The 15,476-nt window shown below is 60.5% G+C and carries 15 protein-coding genes; 3 read left to right on the top strand and 12 right to left on the bottom strand.

Annotated features, from left to right (window positions below; translation table 11 throughout):
- The first annotated feature begins 1 nt into the window (after nt 1).
- Nucleotides 2-949 carry a hypothetical protein gene (locus tag BT119_RS18665; RefSeq protein ID WP_003434024.1) on the top strand — a complete coding sequence of 316 codons (948 nt, stop codon included), beginning with the start codon at nt 2-4 and terminating at the stop codon, nt 947-949.
- On the opposite strand, the gene BT119_RS18660 is transcribed toward BT119_RS18665, so the two are convergent.
- Both BT119_RS18660 and BT119_RS18655 read right to left on the bottom strand, forming a co-directional pair.
- Complete coding sequence (locus BT119_RS18660) at nt 897-2,012, bottom strand: hypothetical protein (RefSeq protein WP_003434026.1); 1,116 nt, start codon at nt 2,010-2,012, stop codon at nt 897-899. The genes BT119_RS18665 and BT119_RS18660 overlap by 53 nt on opposite strands.
- On the bottom strand, nt 2,006-2,671 hold the full coding sequence (locus BT119_RS18655; RefSeq protein WP_003434027.1) for a hypothetical protein: 666 nt from the start codon (nt 2,669-2,671) through the stop codon (nt 2,006-2,008). The genes BT119_RS18660 and BT119_RS18655 overlap by 7 nt, the downstream gene beginning before the upstream one ends.
- A 232-nt stretch (nt 2,672-2,903) precedes the next feature.
- Here BT119_RS18655 and BT119_RS18650 point away from each other — a divergent pair, with 232 nt between their 5' ends.
- Nucleotides 2,904-4,352 (top strand): fatty acid desaturase, encoded by a 1,449-nt coding sequence (locus BT119_RS18650; protein WP_072366596.1) that lies wholly within the window; start codon nt 2,904-2,906, stop codon nt 4,350-4,352.
- Between the two features lie 320 nt (nt 4,353-4,672).
- Here the strand turns inward: BT119_RS18650 and BT119_RS18645 are convergent, their stop codons facing one another.
- The gene (locus BT119_RS18645; protein WP_003434032.1) at nt 4,673-5,086 is read right to left on the bottom strand and encodes a (R)-mandelonitrile lyase; all 414 of its coding nucleotides are present in this window, start codon (nt 5,084-5,086) and stop codon (nt 4,673-4,675) included.
- A 102-nt stretch (nt 5,087-5,188) separates the two neighbouring features.
- On the opposite strand from BT119_RS18645, the gene BT119_RS18640 reads away from it, so the two are divergent.
- On the top strand, nt 5,189-6,079 hold the full coding sequence (locus BT119_RS18640; protein WP_054081437.1) for a LysR family transcriptional regulator: 891 nt from the start codon (nt 5,189-5,191) through the stop codon (nt 6,077-6,079).
- An 82-nt stretch (nt 6,080-6,161) separates the two neighbouring features.
- Here BT119_RS18640 and BT119_RS18635 read toward each other — a convergent pair whose 3' ends face one another.
- The 9 genes from BT119_RS18635 to BT119_RS18595 form a co-directional block, all read right to left on the bottom strand.
- Nucleotides 6,162-6,959, bottom strand: a complete 798-nt coding sequence (locus BT119_RS18635; protein WP_072366594.1) for a phosphodiesterase — start codon at nt 6,957-6,959, stop codon at nt 6,162-6,164.
- A gap of 120 nt (nt 6,960-7,079) precedes the next feature.
- A complete protein-coding gene (locus BT119_RS18630; RefSeq protein ID WP_072366592.1) occupies nt 7,080-7,667 on the bottom strand; it encodes a peroxidase-related enzyme in 588 nt (195 codons plus the stop codon).
- On the bottom strand, nt 7,667-8,194 hold the full coding sequence (locus BT119_RS18625; RefSeq protein WP_072366590.1) for a CMD domain-containing protein: 528 nt from the start codon (nt 8,192-8,194) through the stop codon (nt 7,667-7,669). The genes BT119_RS18630 and BT119_RS18625 overlap by 1 nt, the downstream gene beginning before the upstream one ends.
- A 70-nt stretch (nt 8,195-8,264) precedes the next feature.
- The gene (locus BT119_RS18620; protein WP_065349859.1) at nt 8,265-9,830 is read right to left on the bottom strand and encodes an ABC transporter substrate-binding protein; all 1,566 of its coding nucleotides are present in this window, start codon (nt 9,828-9,830) and stop codon (nt 8,265-8,267) included.
- A gap of 51 nt (nt 9,831-9,881) precedes the next feature.
- Nucleotides 9,882-10,895: an ABC transporter ATP-binding protein gene (locus BT119_RS18615; protein ID WP_003434043.1), complete on the bottom strand. Its 1,014-nt coding sequence runs from the start codon at nt 10,893-10,895 to the stop codon at nt 9,882-9,884.
- Nucleotides 10,885-11,898: an ABC transporter ATP-binding protein gene (locus tag BT119_RS18610; protein WP_003369566.1), complete on the bottom strand. Its 1,014-nt coding sequence runs from the start codon at nt 11,896-11,898 to the stop codon at nt 10,885-10,887. The genes BT119_RS18615 and BT119_RS18610 overlap by 11 nt, the downstream gene beginning before the upstream one ends.
- Complete coding sequence (locus BT119_RS18605) at nt 11,895-12,815, bottom strand: ABC transporter permease (RefSeq protein WP_058417146.1); 921 nt, start codon at nt 12,813-12,815, stop codon at nt 11,895-11,897. The genes BT119_RS18610 and BT119_RS18605 overlap by 4 nt, the downstream gene beginning before the upstream one ends.
- Nucleotides 12,812-13,786 carry an ABC transporter permease gene (locus BT119_RS18600; protein WP_003369562.1) on the bottom strand — a complete coding sequence of 325 codons (975 nt, stop codon included), beginning with the start codon at nt 13,784-13,786 and terminating at the stop codon, nt 12,812-12,814. Before BT119_RS18600 ends, BT119_RS18605 begins: the two co-directional genes overlap by 4 nt.
- Entirely contained in the window at nt 13,783-15,243 is a 1,461-nt protein-coding gene (locus BT119_RS18595) for an NAD(P)-binding domain-containing protein (RefSeq protein WP_058396949.1), read from the bottom strand. The genes BT119_RS18600 and BT119_RS18595 overlap by 4 nt, the downstream gene beginning before the upstream one ends.
- Nucleotides 15,244-15,476: the final 233 nt, after the last annotated feature.

Here is a 15,476-nt window from a genome sequence, read left to right as displayed (position 1 = left end):
CATGAGGACGATCTGGAAACCCGAGGGCTTCGAGGAATGGCAAAGGCATTTCCCGGCTACTGCGTTCGTGCGTCATCCTGCGGAGCTGGACTGGACCGATCTGTTCCTGCAGCGCTGGCAAGCGCCCTTGCCCGCTCTGCCAAAGGACACCCTGGTCGTGCTGGTTGCAGGTCTCTACTCGGAATTCATCCTCTACTGCAATCGCGCCTGCGCCCGGTCCCTCACCTCTGCGGGCCACGATGTCCTGCGTATGCCGGTGCGTTCCTCTCGCGGTGTGATCGCGCAAGGCAGGCACATCGCGACCCTACTCGGCAACCGACTCAAACCAGGACAGCGTTTTGTGGTGCTGGCTCATAGCAAGGGTGGCCTGGATACACTGGCAGCGCTGTCACAGAACAAGCATCTGCTCGACGCCTGTGACGGCATCGCTCTGGTGCAGCCGCCCGCTGGGCCATCGCCGATCATCGATGCGCTGCTGGGTCACGGCGCCGCTGGCGCTGGCCGAGGCTATCGCATGGACAGGTTCCGTCAAGTGATGATCAACAGCGCTCCGCTGGCTGCGGGTACCCGGGACATCAGCAGCCGCCGCGACCCACAGGTTGCCAAAATGCTCTCCGCCCTGCCCGACACGCTGCACTGCCTGCATGTCGTCAGTTGGTCCGCTGCGCGGCGCTCACATTTCGATACTCATCATCAGCGCCTGAATGCATTGCGTCCCGGGCATGCACATGACGGTCAGTTCTACATGGAACACCTGGCATTGCCAGGCGTCCCGCAGGTCTGCCTGCCGGACCTGGATCATGGTCAGCCAATACTGGGCGGCCCCGGCTTTGACCCGGCGAGATTCTGGCGGACATTGCTCGACATCCTTCACCAGACACGTGCGCCAGAAGGCTCTACACCAGATAGATTTCGAAGCCCGGAATACTCGCCGCACAAGCCTCGGTAAACTCGGCTGCGTGGCCACCGCAGGGTGCCGTGTAAAGGTCCATCGGCAAGGAAAAGGCGTGATACCGATGCATTGCCTTCCACAGCGGGTCCTGATCGTACAGGCATAATTGCATCAGCGAGTAGTCGTTGCGTACCTGCTTCCAGGCAATATCCATCAGTGCGCAAAATACCTCGGGGTCACGCTGGCGAACCTGCAGGTGGGTCAGGTAGATATCCCGCAGTGCCTGGCCAGGCGCGGCGATACCCGGTCGGCCTGCCAGAGGGGCGAGCGCATTGTAGCCAAGGCGCAGTAACTGCTGCGTCAGGGGCATCTGTTCGACGACGATACGTTTTATCTTCCCGGCGTCCCAAGGCGCGACGCAGCCAAGCAGGTTGTCGCGGTCATCGACAGCCAGCAGAAACGAGTCAATGCCGAAATCCGGCCACTGGCTGAGCCTGCGCTCAAATTCCGCCTCGGTGAACACACAGCCGAACGATTGTCGGGATGACTCGCTATCGAGAAACGCCCTCAGCGCATCCAGATACCGGGGAGCTGCCCGTACCACCCTCACCTTGGCGCTCGTACGGGGAACGCTACTCAAGCCACGCTGGCCGTACACTGAGACATTACTGTAGCCACGCCAGTGTGCGAGTTTCAGCGGGTTTGCTCGTCGTCTTCCCAACAGTGACTGGGTTGCCAGAGCGTTATTGCGGATGATGCAGCAATAGGCATGCTGTGCGCCTGTTTCACGGGAAAGATCCGCCAGACGCGCCTCTACCTCAGCCATCCATGACCGGGACAACCTGCGATCGGGCGTCAGTCGGAGATCGCCCAGATACGCGACCGGCTCGACACCACCGTGCAGGTAACCATCACGTACCACCAGACTGGCCGAGCCGCGCAGCTCGCCCTCCGGACCTTCTGCGATCCAGGTGCGCTGATCGTCGGCATGACAGCGATGCAGGGCGAAATAGTCCGGGCTACGATCAAAACGCAGCGGCATGCTCCCGCGCATCGTGTGCCGCCGTTGAAAGTCGAGAAGTTGCGAATTGTCCGCCGCACCGGCCCGACGAATCAGCACGTCGAATACTGCTCGCTCACAAACAGCCGTCGAGCCAGCGGTCGCAGGTTTTCGGGGTCAAGACGACACAGGCAAACCAGTTCGTCGCCCTCGGCGTAACCAGGGTTCTTTTGCAGGAAGTACTCGACTTCCGGCAGCTTCGCGTGATTTTCCGAGATCAGTGCAAGCTCCGCGCTGAGGCGCCCCTGCGGTGACTTGAATGACAGCACGCCGGTGGCCGGGTCGTAGGCATCGCCAAAACGCGCATGTGCCAAGTGATCCATCAGGGCCTGAACACGAGGCGCTGTCGAATGACCCGCACGCGGTGCGTAATCCAGTACCATTGCCCGCAGATAGCGATAGGTTCGATGCCCCTTGCAGATCAGAAACCAGTACAGGGGGACATCGGGAGACTGACGCCACAGGTCGCCCACCAGTCGTGACCAGGCGAAGGCGAGTTGTTGGCTGCCCCAGTGTTCAGGGGTGATGATAGTGTCTCCGGAAAAGACGAATTTGCAGGGCTGGTTGTCCCAGCTCATTTCAAACAGTTTCAGCGTCGTGAAGCCCATGATCGTGTCATGGGTGTCACGCAAAACGACACAATGCGTTTTGTCATCCAGATCCTGCTCGAATCGAACCCGGCAGGTATCCTGATAGCAGGCAGAATAAATCTCGAACATCCGATCGATATCGACCGATCGTAAATCGGGGCGCCCAACGGCGGTCGCGCACAAACTCATGGAGGCCTTCGATGTATGGAAACACAATGACCGGATTCTGAATCGCCGGGCCGCCAAGGGCAACCAGTCTCTCGGCACAATGTCCCGATTCTTCTGAAAACATCGCTGCGCATAGTCTGGCCTGTCCGGGTGTTCGCTTGCGCACGTATCGAATGAACCAGGCTTCGCACCCATGTATCCTCATCACTGCGCCACGTCCAGCACTGATCGTCCCGTCACGTGGCTGTTGGCCTACCTGCTGGTCACCGGCCTGCTGTACTTTCTGGTCACACACGTTCCAATGGGCGCTGTAAGACTCGTCGAGCCTGGCATTGTCGACGCTCATATGCCCTTGCTGCCGTTCACGCTGCCGCTGTATCTCAGCTATACGCTGGTGATGCCAGTGCTTGTGTACATGGGGCGCCAGTCATCATGGCTGTTGCCGGTGTTTTTCGCTGGTGCCCTGGCCGCCGGGCTGTGCCTGGTCAGCCACCTGTTCTGGCCGACCATGATCCTGCGTCCTGAAACCGGTTCCGCGTGGCTCGACAGGCTGTACCGGCTCGATGCGCCACTGGCGGCCTCACCCAGCGGGCATGTGGCGTTACCTGTTGCAATCAGCATGGTCATGGGCGGGTTGCGGCTGCGATCGGCCTGGGTATTTGTCCTCTGGAGTGCAGTGCTCATGCTGACGGTGATGACCACCGGGCAGCATGTCTTCACCGACATGGTCTCAGGCTTGGTCATTGGCGTGGCCTGCGGTATCACGACTCTGGTCCTCAGGCACTGTGCGGTGGACATGCGCACTCTATCGGCACTGCTGCTCGAATGGCTGTGCATACTGGTCACGATTCGTGTCGCGATTTACCTCGCAGACTGGCGCTTTTATCTGCTGGCTGTGCTCGTCGTGGCAGCAAGGCAGCACGCGTTGTTCGTTCTGTATCACGATGCGACCCATTACCACCTGACTCGACAGCGCAGTACCAATGACTTCCTGATCAACCTGGCTATCGGTGTCCCGGGCCTGGTGCCGATCGAATTCTACCGCCCCCTGCACCTGGACCATCACCAGCACGCGGGTACCGAACAGGACCCGGAACGACGCTTTCTCTATTACCGCCAGCCTTGGCATTTCCGGCCGTTAACCACGAAGCTGCTGGCCAGACAACTGCTGGGCGACTTGCTGCTGATCAATACGCTGCGCAATATTGCCGCCTACAAGGCCGCAGGAGGCGCGCCGCCAGCGATCACCCGCCCGCTGATTTCGGCAGCGCTGGTCTGGCTGGTGATTGTCGCCGCGCTCATCTGGCAATGCTCGGCGCAAACGTTCTGTTTGGTGGCGATGCTGTGGTTTCTGCCCCTGATAACGGTCGGCACCCTGCTACAGAAAATTCGCAGCATGGCCGAGCACAGCGGCGGCCCCGGCGTCACGCCTGGCTGGGAAGATTGGACATACGCCTGGCGCATCGGCTGGCTGGGACGATTTTTCATCTGGCCCTACCACATCAACCTGCACTTGCAGCACCACCGAACCGCCAGCATACCGTGGCATGCCCTGCCCTCTGCAGTTCGAGCCGAGGAACAGCTCATGGCATCCCGCTCGCTTGCCTCGCTGATGTGGTCGAGGCTCAAGCAGAAATACTGATGCCTGATTGTATGGACGTCCTCTTCAATGTTTACTCATGAGCTGAATTCATGAGCCTATCCGATCACGCTCTATTGTTGACGAAATGACAGGCCTATAAGGTAATCCGGTCATCACGAGGCGGATTTGCACATGCGGATTCGCTCGAGTTTTACCGAGAAACTGTTCATGCGAAACCCGAAAAAATTATCTTGGTCATCGGTGCAGGCTCCACAGGGCAAGCCATCGCCCGCGGTGTCAGCGCGGGCAGACCGTTGGCGAAGTGATCGCCGAAGGCGATTCGGGCCTCGTATTGATATGGCGACCTGGCCCCGGCATGGTTACTCGCCGTTATTGGCGGCGTGGTAGTCGACATCCGAGACCTGCTCCATCCAATCAACCACCTCGCCTTCCAGCACCTCAGCAATGGCGATGTGGGTCATGGCCGTCGTTGCGGTTGCGCCATGCCAATGCTTGACGTTGGGCGCGATCCACACAGTATCGCCGGGCTTGATCATACGAACCGGCTGGCCTTTTTCCTGCACCAGCCCCGCGCCTGCTGTGACAATCAGCGTCTGCCCCAAGGGATGGGTATGCCAGGCCGTGCGTGCGCCAGGTTCGAAGGTGACGGTAGCACCGCTGATTCTGGCGTCTTGCGACCCCTTGAATGGCGCATCAACACGCACGGTGCCGGTGAAGTAATCGGCCGGGCCGCTGGCTGATGGCTGTGAGCCGCTGGAATTGATGACAATCATGGCAAATCCTTAAGCGTTATTGGAGAGTGCTCCAATCTACCCACCGAGAACTATTGCGACTATCCACTACAATTCGAAAATACTTATCGACAGGACTCATCAATGCTTCGGGAAAACGCCGCCGATCTGCTTGCCTTCCTCGCAGTCGCTAAAGAGCGAAGCTTTACCAAGGCAGCTGCCAAACTGGGTGTTTCACAATCAGCATTGAGTCATACCGTTCGCAGCCTGGAAGCGCGCCTTGGCCTGCGTCTGCTGACACGTACGACGCGTAGCGTATCGCCCACGGAGGCTGGCGAACGCCTGATCCAGAAAGTCGGCCCGCACTTCGATGAAATTGAAATCGAGCTGGCAGGACTGAGCGACTTGCGCGACACCCCTGCCGGCAAGATCCGTATCAACGCGATGGATCACTCACTGGACCTCATCATCCGGCCAGTGCTCAACACCTTTCTGCCCAAGTACCCTGACATCAGTGTTGAAGTGTATTGCGACTACAGCTTCGTCGACATCGCCGCCGAGGGGTTTGATGCGGGGGTGCGGCTGGGTGAAGCCGTAGCAGACGGAATGATCGCCACCCGCATAGGCCCGGACATGCGTCTGTCGGTAGTCGGCTCTCCAGCCTACTTCGAAGGCCGCACGAAACCCGAGACGCCCAGAGACCTTACAGCCCATCGTTGCAATAATCTGCGACTGCCTACCAACGGCGGGCTGTACGCCTGGGAGTTCGCCAAGGATGGTGAGAGCCTGAACGTGCGTGTCACCGGTCAGGTCACGTTCAACGGGGTCTATCCACTGCTGGATGCTGCACTCGATGGCTTCGGCCTGAGTTACATCCCGCATGACCTTGTCGCCCAGCATATCGAAGCCGGACGCCTGATTCAGGTGCTGGAAGACTGGTCACCGACCTTTGCCGGCCTCCACCTCTACTACCCGAGCAGACGCCAGGCATCACCCGCATTTGCCCTTTTGCTGGAGGCATTGCGCTACCGGTGATTGATTGCGGCCGTCATTCTGTTCAATCTCATTAACGACCAAGTGGCCTGACGGCGCTTGGCTGCCAGGCTGATGCGGCGGCTCAGGCGAAGGCGAACGGTCCTTCAAATCGGCCTATCGGCACCCAGTGGGTAATAAGGCCGGTGTCGGCCTTCCAGTGGTGCAGCAACAGCGCGGGAGGCTCGACATAGGAAGCGTCGGCAGCATCCGGGCGCAGTTGCAAGGCAATGGCCGTCGTCGTGCTCGGGGCCGTGCACATCAGCGTGCCGCCAAAGCGCAGCTGCATGAAACGATGAATATGACCGCAGACGATTCGCTCGACAGCCGGGTATCTGGAGACCACCTCGGCCAGCCGCTCGCCCCTTTCACAGCGATAGGCGTCGATGCAGTGAATGCCACTTGAAAACGGCGGCTGATGCATCATGATCAACGTCGGTTTGTCAGGCTCCAGCGCCAGTGTACGATCCAGCCATTGGGTGGCGGTATCGGTCATGTCGCCGTGGTGCTGGTCGGGCACGCTGATATCCAGCCCGATGATGCGCATCGGCGCGGAACCCGAGTCGACGAAGCTGCAGTTTTCCTCATTGATGAAGTAATCGTGCTCCGGGAAGGCACTACGCAGGTTCTGCCGATGATCATGGTTGCCCGGTATCATCAAAAACCTCTGGCGCAGCGGCTGCAGCAGCTCTCGGGCCATTGCGTACTCCTCGGGTCGCCCCTCGTCCACCAGATCACCGCTGAACAGGATCAGATCAGGCGCCGGATCCAGGGCGTTTATCGTTTCGACGGCAGCCGCCAGCATTGCATTCGAATCGACAACGCCTTGATAGAGTAGCCCTCTGGGTCGTACATGCGTGTCAGAAATGTGCGCTATCAGCATTCCATTACCTCAATCGTGACCAGGTCGCTTATCCACTAGTACAGCGAACCTGCAACGACCGGGCCAGACTTCGCCCCGGCCATTACTGAAGCGCGGCAGCGATTGAGAACACCGCAGTCTTTAAACCTCTGGAAACACTGGTTCTCCCAGATTGAGCATCAGCCGGTTCGCCCACGCAAATATCGAGATGGCGTGAATCAGGTCCAGCACCTGCGCATCGTCCAGCCCTTGCTCGCGCAGTGCATTGATGTGCCCGGCGTTGAGCGAGTCCGGTTCGAGCGTCAGGTCGATGGCGAACTGCACGATGGCTTTTTCACGCGCGGTCGTACCTGCCGTATGGGGGTCGGCAAATACCTGGGCGATAACATCATTGCGCTTGGCCAGTTGTTCGAAGCGTTGCGCGTGCACTGACGCGCAGTACACGCAGCGGTTGATCCGCGACACGACAGTGCTCGCCAGCTCCCGCTCGGCGCGCGACAGGCCACCCGGTGCGTACATGATCGCGTTGAACGCCTGTGAGCGCTGACGAAGGATGTCAGGGTGATGTGCCAGGGTCAGATAGTAATCCGAGGTCTTGGCCTGCGGGTGGCTTTCTTCAAGCACAGCGACCTGCTCGGCGCTTGCGCTGTCGAGGTCCACGGTGGGCAGCCAGGCTTTCCAGCCCAGTACCTGATTGGTGAAACCTTCAATTTCAATCAGTTCGCTCATCAGGCTGCTCCGGCAGACTTTAACGCATCCAGCCCTGCGGCCAGACGCACTTGATAGGACAGGAATGCGATCAGTTGTGCCAGCACTACGATTTCAGCGGTGCTCAGGCCCTGATGTTGCAGCGCCTGCAACGCGCTTTGATCGCCGTGTACCGGAGACTCGATCAAGGTCCGCGTGAAGCGCAGGATCGCCGCCAGACGTGGGTCTTCCAGCAGATCGATTCGGCTGGCGTCCACATCGGCCAGCACATTTGCCTCGGCGCCTGCCGTCTGCAACTGCGACAGGTAATACCCGCTCAGAGTCGGCTGCGCGCTCAGCAGCGTTGCGTAATACGCCACCCAAAGGCGTTCGCTCAGTGACAGGTTGTGCGCCAGTGCCGGGTCGAAAAACAAGTCCTGACTGCCCTGGGTTGCCAGGGCCACCTTGTCCCGCGCATGACGAACCGCGTGCAGCGGGCTGTCGGGTGCAATGCCCAACAGGCTATCGAGGGTGTCCGGAGTCGTTGAATGTTCAGTGGTCGATGTCATGACAGGTCCTGCAATGCTGTGGTTGCATTCGCGCAGCCGCTGGCAAAAGCGGCGCGTTCATGAAAGAGAATCAAGGCTGCTCGGTGACCATGGTCGCTGCAGTGCGGTCGCTGACCAGCGGCTCGACCTTGAGGCCTTTGCGCGCGGCCCAGATGTTCTGGTAATGGAACAGCGGGATGATGCCGACGTCGTCACTGACAATCTGCACCGAGTCCTGGAGAATCTTGCGGCGCTTGGCCTCGTCGAACTCAGCGGTCGAATCAGCCAGGGCCTTGTCCACCAGCGGATTGCTGTAATGCCCCCAGTTGGAAGCGCCCTGCCCTTTGCTGCTGTCGACCGTGGTCAGAATATTGGTCAGGGCATACGCCGCCTCGCCGGTGCCATTGCCCCAGGCAATCACGCTGATCGCCAGTTCATTCTTGTTGGCCTTGCCCGCGTACACCGCCCACGGCAATACCTCCAGCTGGACCTTGACGCCGATCCGCGTCCAGAACTGCGCCACTGCCTGCATGACTTCCGGCGCTTGCGGGTAACGGTCGCCCGGTACGTGAACGGTCATTTGAAAGCCTTCGGGAAAGCCTGCCTGCGCCAACAGATCCTTGGCCTGTTTGACGTCATAGGGAATGTTCTTGATCTGCGGGTTGTAACCGAACGTATTGGCCGGCATCCATTGATTGGCCTCGGTGACGGTACCCTGCATGATGCGTTCATTGATGGCCGGGCGGTTGATCGCCAGGGACAGCGCCTTGCGCACCCGCACATCCAGCAGCGGGTTTTCGGCCAGCGGCTTGCCCGCGTTGTCGCGAATGAACTCGTTCGGGCCGGCGCGGAAACTCGGCTGAATGATCAGCGCACGCAGCCCCTGATAGGCGAAGACATTGACGTTCGGCGTTTTGCGCAGGCGCTCCACATCAGTAGGCGATACCTTGTCGATCACGTCGACATCGCCCGCCAGCAAGGCTGCAGTACGGTTGGCGGCGTTGGCGATGAAACGGAAATCAACCTTGTCCCAGGTCGGTTTGCCACCCCAGTAACTGTCATTGCGAGCGAATATCGTGCGATCACCCGGCACGAACGAGACAAACCGGTAAGGTCCGGTGCCAATCATCGCCTTGCCCGAGTTGTAATCGGCGCTGCTGGCTGCCGCACCGGCGTGGCGACTGACGATATAGATCGAATCGACGTCCGGCAGCAGATTGGCGTTGGGCGAACGGGTCTTGATGATCAGTGTGTGATCGTCCTTGGCCTTGACCGATTCCACGGTACGCATGGCCCCTGCGTAAGAGGCCACGCTGCCGGGTACGTTTCGCGCGCGCTCGAAGGAGAAGACCAGATCATCGGCGGTCAGCGGCGTGCCATCCTGCCATTTGACGTCATCACGCAGGGCGAACTCCCAGGTGGTGTCGTCCACGACCTTCCAGCTCTTGGCCAAGCCTGGCAGGGTCTTGTCATCACGGCGGCTGACCAGCGATTCGAAGGCATGCAACGCTACCGAACGGTCTCCGGCATAGTTATTGAGCTGTGGATCGAGGGACGAGACCGGGTCGGCATAGCCGATGCGCAAGTCCTGTGCCGTGACACTGCCGGCGGCCAGCAGCAGGGCCGACGCTAACAACGAACGAACGAGTGGTTTCATGGGTGATTCCTTGTACGCAATGGCAGAAGGTGACGGGTTTGAGGTGCCCGTTCAGCGTTGGTCATTCAGGTGACAGGCGCTCTGGTGATTCGGCGAAACCTCCCGCAGCGCTGGAACTTCCTCGCGACAGCGCGCCATGGCGTGCGGGCAGCGAGGGTGGAAATGACACCCGGCAGGCGGGTTAAGCGGGCTGGGGATTTCCCCTTGGATCGCGTCATAACGGGTACTGCGAATATCGAAGCGCGGGATCTGCGCCAGCAAAGCCTGGGTGTACGGGTGATTGGCCCGCGCGAACAGGTCATCGACCGATGCTGTCTCGACCACACGACCCAGGTACATCACGACGACGCGGTCGCAGAGGTGCTCGACGACGCCCAGGTCATGGCTGATAAACAGATAGGTCAGGCCCAGTTCGTCGCGCAGGTCCATGAACAGATTGAGGATCTGCGCCTGAATCGACACGTCCAGCGCCGCCACCGACTCGTCGCACACCAGCAGTTCCGGTTGCACCGCCAGCGCACGGGCAATCCCGATGCGCTGACGCTGGCCACCGCTGAACTGATGCGGATAGCGCTGACGCAATTGCGGGCTGAGCCCGGCACGCTGCAATTGCGCACTGACGTAATCATCTGCGCCCTTGCGGTCGGTCAAGCCGTGCAACAGCGCACCTTCGCCAACGATCCGGTCGACCCGCAGACGCGGGTTGAGGCTCGACGACGGGTCCTGAAAAATCATCTGCACTTTCAGGCGCAGCGCCTTGCGCTCACGTGTGGTCAGGCTGTCCAGCGGCCTGCCGTCCACCGACGTGGTGCCTGAAGAGACCGGCAGCAGCCCGGCAACCATGCGCCCCAGGGTCGATTTGCCACAGCCTGACTCGCCCACCAGCCCGACCACTTCACCGCGCATGATGCGCAGATCGACACGATCCACCGCATGGGTCAGCGGTTTTGCACGGGTAAGGTGCAGCCGTTGCAGGAGCCCCTGAAGGGAGCGCTTATCCACGGCTTTGCCGAAAGTCTTGCTGACCTGATGCAGCTCGATGAGGGGAATCTGATCACTGGGCATCGGCCGCTCCTGGGTGAAAACAGCGAACCATCTGGCCCGGTCGTGCCTCGTGGGGTTGAGGCTCCTGCGCACAGACCTGCGAGGCTCTGGGGCAACGCGCCGCGAAAGCACAACCGACCGGCATCGACAGCAGGTCGGGTGCCATGCCCGGGATCTGCCGCAGGCGCTGGCCGCGCTGGTTGCGACTTGGCAGGCTGTCGATCAGCCCTTGTGTGTAGGGGTGTTGCGGGCGATCCAGTACATCGGCGACCGAACCCTGCTCGACGATGCGTCCGGCATACATCACCGCCACATCGTCAGCCAGCCCCGCGATCACGGAAAGATCATGGGTGATCCAGATCAGCGAGGTGCCCTGCTCGCGCACCAGCTTCTGCACTTCACTGAGAATCTGCGCCTGAATGGTCACATCCAGCGCCGTGGTCGGCTCATCGGCAATGATCAGGTCCGGCGCATGCAGCAGCGCGATGGCAATCGCCACCCGCTGGCGCATACCGCCAGACAACTGATGCGGATAGGCGCGCAGACGTTCTTCCGGGCTGGCGATGCCCATCAGCGCCAGCGTGCGGCTGGCATGTTCGCGGGCCTCGCGCTTGCTCAGCGGGCTGTGCGCACGTACGGCCTCGATCATTTGCGTGTCGACCCGCAGCACCGGATTGAGGGTCATCATCGGGTCCTGAAAGATCATCGCTACCCGGTTGCCCTGAATGTCACGCAGTTGCGAGGCAGACAGCCTGGTCAGATCGCGCCCCTTGAACAGCACCTGGCCGCCGCTGATGCGCCCAGGTTCATCGACAAGACCGAGGATCGAAAAGCCGGTGACCGACTTGCCCGAACCGGACTCACCCACCAGGCCCAGAATGCGTCCCGGCTGTACCCGCAGCGAAACGTTGCGCACCGCTGGCAGCACACCGGCGCGGGTATGAAACGAAGTGCACAGGTCGCGCACATCGAGGGTCGGCTGTTGGGCTGCGTCAGGTGCAGGCGACATTTCAGGCACGCTCATCGCTGTAACCTCGGGTTCAGGACATCGCGCAAACGGTCACCGACCAGATTGATCGCAACGATAGTGATCAACAGCGCCAAGCCCGGAAACAGGCTGATCCAGTATTCATTGCTGAGCATGTATTGAAAGCCGTTGGCAATCAGCAGCCCCAGAGACGGCTCGGTGACCGGTACGCCCAGGCCGAGAAACGACAGGGTTGCTTCCAGCGTGATGGCGCGGGCGATCTGCAAGGCGCCGATCACGATCAGCGGTGGCAGGCAATTGGGCAAAATGTGGCCAACCACAATACGCAGCGGCCCCACGCCCTGCCCGCGCGCCGCATCGACGTATTCACGGCGGCTTTCGGTCAGCGCCTGACCGCGTGCGGTGCGCGCGTAATAGGCCCATTCAAGCATTATCAGAGTCAGCATCACGTTGCCGACGCCCTTGCCCAGCCAGGCAAGAATCATCAGCGCCATGAGAATCACCGGGAACGACAGCAGCAGGTCGACCAGACGCATCAGCAAAGCATCGAGCCAACCGCCGACATACGCAGACACCAGCCCGAGCAGCGTACCGATCACTGCCGCAATCAACGCCGAGCCAATGCCTACCCACAGACTGATGCGCAGGCCATAGATAATCGCCGAGACCAGATCGCGGCCCTGCCCGTCGGTACCCAGCCAATAGATGTAACCGCTGTCCCCATTGAGGCTGCCAGGCGGCATGCGCGCGTCCATGACGTTGAGCTGCATCAGGTCGTAGGGGTTCTGCACCACAATCCACGGCGCCAGGGCTGCAACCAGCACAATGAGCAGCAGGACCACCAGGCCCGTCACCGCAGTGGGCGAGCTGAAGAACTCGGTCAGCACTCGTCGCCAGGGTGACTGGGCCTGCAACAGCGTGCTGCCGATCGGGGCTTTTTCAATGACATTCATCGGGAGGCCTCGATGCGTACACGTGGGTCCAGCAAGTAATACAAGCCGTCGACGATCAGGTTGAGCACCACGAAAATCACCACGACCACCATCAGGTAAGCGACCACCACAGGGCGGTCAAGCATGTTGATGCTGTCGAGAATCAGCTTGCCGGCACCCGGCCAGGCGAAAATGCTTTCAGTCACTACGGCATAGGCGATGGTCGAGCCCAGTTCCATGGCCAGCACCGTCACCACCGGAATCATGGTGTTGCGCATGACGTGCATGCACATCACGCGCATCGGTGACAGGCCCTTGGCGCGGGCGAATTTGACGAATTCCTGGGGCAACACTTCGCGCACACCGGCTCGGGTCAGGCGCAGCACCAGGGAAATCTTGAACAACGCCAGGTTCAGCGCTGGCAACAGCAGGTGCTGCAAGCCGTCCAGCGTCAGCCATGACCATTGCACGCCCAGCCACTCACGGGTCTCGCCCCGACCGCTGGCCGGTAGCCAGCCCAAGGTGATGGAGAAGAGCATGATCATCATCAATGCGACCCAGAAGGCTGGTAGCGAGAAGCCGACAATGCTGGCGGCCATCATCAGCCGGGACAGCGGATGCTCGGGGTACATGCCGGCAAACATTCCCAGCGGCACACCGATGACCACTGCCAGAAACAGGGCGCTGAACGCCAGTTCGAAGGTTGCAGGCAAACGCTGCAGAATCAGGCGCATGGCGTCCTCGTGATACACGAAGCTTTGCCCCAGATTGCCGTGAACCGCACCCTTGAGAAAAATCAGGTACTGCTGCCACAGCGGCTGGTCCAGCCCCAAATGCGCGATGGCCTGCAGACGCTCGGCCTGATTGAGGTCTTCACCCACCAGAATGTCCATTGGGTTGCCGATGGCATTGAGGCCGACGAACACCACCAGCGTCATCAACAGGATGACCAGCAATGATTGAGTCAGCCGACGCAGCGCCCAGCCGATCATTGGCGCAGCTCTGCAGCGCCTGGCTGGCTGGCGACCCACTCATCGCCCAGCAGCTCTGGCTCGGCGTAATCGAGCATGGTGTCGAAATGCAGGGCGATGTCCTCGTTGAACAACTGCCCGACCAGGGCATGGGCCAGACGTTTGGAGCCCTCGCTGATAGCAGGAATGTCACCGGACACCGCGCCGTAGCTCAATGCTGCTGGATAACTGAAGCAGTGAATGTGGTTCAGCCCCGGGCAGGCGCCTGGGGTCTTCTCCTGAAATTCGAAGCAGTTGCCCAGATCCGGCAGCGCAGCCAGTTCGGCATCGGTTTCGCCGCTCGGTGCCTGGAAGCGATCCTGCCAGACGCGGATCTGCGCAGAGAATGGCGCAAATTCCGGGCGCTGCCGGAAGTCGGTGCGAAACCCGGTGGCAAATACCACGAAATCTGCTTCGATACGGGCCTTCGGCGTATTCAGCCAGACGCCTCCAGCAGCGCTCTCCTCGACGGAAAGCACCGGACTGTCGAGCATGAACCGCGCCTTGCCGGAAGCGGACACTCTGAGGGTACTGCCGCGCGGCGGTGGGACCTGCTGGGTATTGAGGTAGTGGCGAATGCGCCATTTCCAGACGTCGGGCAGGCGCCAGTAGCCATGGACCATACCGGGATTGCCGACGCCCTTGCCTTTGTTGATGCGCGGCAGCTCGGCACGCCGGATCAGCAGATCGACCCGCGTTGCGCCAGCCTCCAGCGCCGTGGCAGCGCTGTCCATCGCCGAGGCGCCACCACCGATGACCGCAACGCGTCTACCGGCGAACCAGCTGTCCTGCAAACCCGCCGCCGAGTGTGTCCACAAGTGCTGCGGCAACTGCCGGGCAAAATCCGGCACCCAAGGACCGCCCAGACCGTCCCGACCCGTGGCGAGCACCACATGGCGGGCCAGCAGGAATTGCGTCTGCACCGGCGTGACGACATCCAGCTCAATCAGACCGTCCGTTCTGGGCGCTACCCGGCTTATGCGGTGCTCATTGCGTACGTCCAGGGCCAGCACCTTGCGATACCAGCGCAGGTACTCGGCCCATTGCAGACGTGGAATCTTGTCCAGCAACGCCCAGCCGTCGACACCGAATTGCGCTTCGTACCAGGCGCGAAATGTCAGCGCTGGCAAGCCCAGCGCCGGCCCGGTCAACTGCTTTGGCGAGCGCAGGGTCTCCATCCGTGCGGTGGTGGCCCAGGGGCCTTCGAAACCTGCTGGTGACTGATCGAAAATGACCGCCGCTACGCCGAGGTTGCGCAGCTCTGCGGACAGCGCAAGACCGGCCATGCCTCCGCCGATGATCGCTACGTCGAGCACGGCCTGCCCTGCGCTGATCCTGGGCTTGACCCATGGCTTGGCGGGCAGATCCAGCCAGGCCAGATCCTGCTGCAAGCGAGCTTCCAGAGCGGCCAGGCCAGTGGGTGCGTTCACATCGGACATTGATCGGTACTCGAAAAAATGATCGGGCTACAAGCCCGAGCTTGATTCAAAGCACTTCAAGAATCATTCCAATATTGTTTTAAATGAATTCTTAAAGCCTTTGAATGCTTAATTCGAATAGTAAAAGCCGATTTATATTCTCGCAACGCGCAAAAAAGCATATTTATATTCCAAAATGGAATTTGGGCGAGCTTTGCGTACCGAGAAACAAGGCGTTACGGAGGCTATTCATG

This window comes from Pseudomonas sp. NFACC10-1 (genome assembly GCF_900119195.1).
Classification (GTDB): Bacteria; Pseudomonadota; Gammaproteobacteria; order Pseudomonadales; family Pseudomonadaceae; genus Aquipseudomonas; species Aquipseudomonas cerasi.
The sequence above is the reverse complement of the archived record's forward strand: the minus strand, read 5'-3'. Positions and strand labels throughout refer to the sequence as shown.